The sequence below is a fragment of the uncultured Streptococcus sp. genome, from assembly GCF_963521865.1.
Lineage (GTDB): Bacteria > Bacillota > Bacilli > Lactobacillales > Streptococcaceae > Streptococcus.
Genome location: NZ_CAUQWY010000089.1, coordinates 1 through 2,875, shown reverse-complemented (window position 1 = coordinate 2,875; position 2,875 = coordinate 1). Strand labels below are relative to the sequence as shown.

Genomic DNA, 2,875 nt, shown 5'->3' with positions numbered 1-2,875 from the left:
CCACAGACGATTTGACGGGCTTCTTCTTCGCCAACGTTAACCTGACAAACATGGAGGTGAGTTTCTGGCACATCTTCACAAGACAAGACCTCACCGACGACAATTTTTGAGAGACCAGCAGCAGGTGATTCGACACCTTCTACCTCGATCCCTGTAGTTGACATTTTTTCAGCCAACTCTTGTGATGGAACATCAATGTCCACCAATTCTTTTAACCATTTATAAGATACAAGCATAATTTAGTTTTCCAGAATGACAGTTGTCACACTGGTTCTTTTCCTTTCCTATCATTTCAATGGAAGAATCATCTTCTTACCTTAATTTCTTTCTTAGTAACCAATCCGTATCTACTTTTTGACCAACCATAAAATGATGTTGGCTAAATTTTTCAAAACCATATCGATTATAAAATGCTTGAGCTTTTGTATTATGCTCCCAAACACCTAACCAAGCCCAGGAAAAACTATTTTTTATAGCAAGTTCCAGAGCGAATTCAAACAGTTGCTTACCAAGTCCAAATTCTTGATATGTTTGTAGCACATAGAGGCACTGAATTTCAAAAGCATCCTCTAATTTTCTCTCAGTCTGAGCACTTCCCCAGTTGACTTTGAGAAAACCAGCTATCTCCTCTTCATGCATAATGAAATAGGTTTCGGATTCTGGATTTCCCAACTCAGTTAACAAAGTTTTCAGACTATAAGCCTCTTCAAAGTATTCCTGTAACTGCTCTTCTGTATTATCATGAGCAAATGTTTCACGAAAGGTTTGTTTGGCTATTTTAGCCAACACCTCAACATCTGCCATTTCTACTTTTCTAATCATTATTTAAACTGTTCTGAGAAGCGGACATCTCCTTGGTAGAAGCCACGGATATCGTTGATTCCGTAACGGAGCATAGCTACGCGCTCTTGACCAAGACCAAAGGCAAAGCCAGAGTAAACAGTCGCATCGATACCACTCATTTCAAGGACACGTGGGTGAACCATACCGGCCCCCATAATTTCGATCCAACCTGTTTTCTTACATACGTTACAGCCTTCTCCACCACACTTGAAGCAAGAAACATCCACCTCAACAGATGGCTCTGTGAATGGAAAGTAAGATGGACGCAGACGGATCTGACGCTCTTCACCAAACATTTTTTGCACAATCAACTGAAGGGTTCCTTGAAGATCAGCCATTGAGATATTTTTCCCAACAACCAAGCCTTCAATTTGGTGGAACTGGTGACTGTGGGTCGCATCGTCTGTGTCACGACGGAAGACACGCCCTGGCGAAATCATCTTCAAAGGACCTTTTGAGAAATCATGGGCATCCATAGCACGCGCTTGAACTGGAGACGTGTGGGTACGGAGCAAGATTTCTTCTGTGATATAGAACGTGTCCTGCATATCACGGGCTGGGTGGTCTTTTGGAAGGTTCATACGTTCAAAGTTATAGTAGTCTTGCTCCACTTCAAAACCATCCACGACTTGGTAACCCATACCGATAAAGATATCTTCGATTTCTTCACTGGTTTGTGTCAAAACATGACGGTGACCAGTCGCAACAGGACGACCTGGAAGCGTCACATCGATACTCTCGCTAGCCAGTTGAGCTGCGACTTTCTTTTCTTCCAAGAGTTTAGCTGTTTCTTCAAAGGCTGCTGTCAAGACATCACGAGCTTCATTGACGTGTTTCCCAATGATTGGACGCATCTCAGCAGAAACATCTTTCATCCCTTTGAGGATTTCAGTGAGCGAACCCTTTTTACCAAGGACAGAGACACGCAAATCTTGCATCTCTTTTTCATTTTCAGCAGTAATCTGCTTCAAGCTAGCCAGCGTTTCTTCACGAAGCGCTTTTAATTGTTCTTCAATAGTTGACATAATTCCTCCATCAGTCGCTTATCAGATAAAAAGAAAACCACATGCCAAAAACTCCACTCGGAGCGTTGACACGCGGTACCATCCGTTTTCATCTGACAAGTCAGACCTTCATTTCTAAATCCATGCGCAAGTGAATTCACCCAGCTTTCATATAGAGAGCTTGCAGTCACGGCTCTCCTCCCTGATATACTTCCCTTGAGTTACTAGTCTTGCAGATTTCTATTCAATTACTACATAGTTTATCAGATTTTTAGTTAAAAAACAAGTTAGATTAGATTAATTTCAGTATAAAACTCGTTCCTTTTTCTGTTGCTCCATCTTCCACAAATCCAAGCGACTTGAAACACCTCCTAGAAGCATGATTGTAGGTATAGATTTCCTTGACTTTCAATTCTTTCCATCCTTTTACTCGAGCCAATTCAATCAAAATACTTAGAATCTTTTTCCCAAGTCCTCGATGTTGGTAAGCGGAATCCCAATCACAATGGGGAGATTATCCTGAGATAGAGTAACATCCCCAATTGGAAACCATTCTCCCTTGTCCTTGACTTCAATCCAAAAAAGCTCACCATGCTGATCCAAATAGGAATACATAGCTTCCAAGGTCGCTGGACTGTAAGGTCTCTTCACACCATCTACGAGGTAAACCAAGTTCACATCCTGATACCAAGCAAAAGCTTCCTCACAATGATTGACCTTATAAAAAGGAACAAGACGCAGTGCATTATCTATTTGTAAAATCCGTTTCATCTGCTTTACTTTTCAACAAGAGAGTTGCTGCTTGATTAAAACCATCACACCAGTTATACCATTTTGCTTCATACTCATCTTGAGCTAAGATATGATTTTTTAAATCCAGAACAGAGTAAATCTTTCTTTCCTCACAAGCTTGCGCATAGAGATGATATAGTTCATCACCGCCGTCTCTATCAAACTCAGCAGAAATCGTATCCCGACCTGCCAATAAAGCCTGATAAGCCCTGTGATGCCCATCTGTAATCAACAAG

Annotated in this window: 4 protein-coding genes and 1 pseudogene; all 5 read right to left on the bottom strand. The window is 41.4% G+C overall.

The window, feature by feature from the left end:
* Positions 1–236 (bottom strand): hypothetical protein (locus RWO85_RS10185; RefSeq protein ID WP_223688418.1); only part of this gene is annotated, 236 nt, incomplete at its 3' end.
* A 76-nt stretch (positions 237–312) separates the two neighbouring features.
* A complete protein-coding gene (locus RWO85_RS10180; protein WP_314415735.1) occupies positions 313–822 on the bottom strand; it encodes an N-acetyltransferase in 510 nt (169 codons plus the stop codon).
* Positions 822–1,868 (bottom strand): phenylalanine--tRNA ligase subunit alpha, encoded by a 1,047-nt coding sequence (gene pheS, locus RWO85_RS10175; RefSeq protein ID WP_000103743.1) that lies wholly within the window; start codon positions 1,866–1,868, stop codon positions 822–824. Before pheS ends, RWO85_RS10180 begins: the two co-directional genes overlap by 1 nt.
* A gap of 271 nt (positions 1,869–2,139) precedes the next feature.
* A pseudogene (locus RWO85_RS10170) lies at positions 2,140–2,588 on the bottom strand (GNAT family N-acetyltransferase).
* A gap of 4 nt (positions 2,589–2,592) precedes the next feature.
* Positions 2,593–2,875 (bottom strand): chromosome partitioning protein ParB (locus RWO85_RS10165; protein WP_314415733.1); only part of this gene is annotated, 283 nt, incomplete at its 5' end.

What these genes read in the sequence shown, in the direction of transcription:
- RWO85_RS10180 (WP_314415735.1), bottom strand. Translation starts at nt 822, where the DNA reads ATGATTAGAAAAGTAGAAATGGCAGATGTTGAGGTGTTGGCTAAAATA.
- pheS (WP_000103743.1), bottom strand. Translation starts at nt 1,868, where the DNA reads ATGTCAACTATTGAAGAACAATTAAAAGCGCTTCGTGAAGAAACGCTG.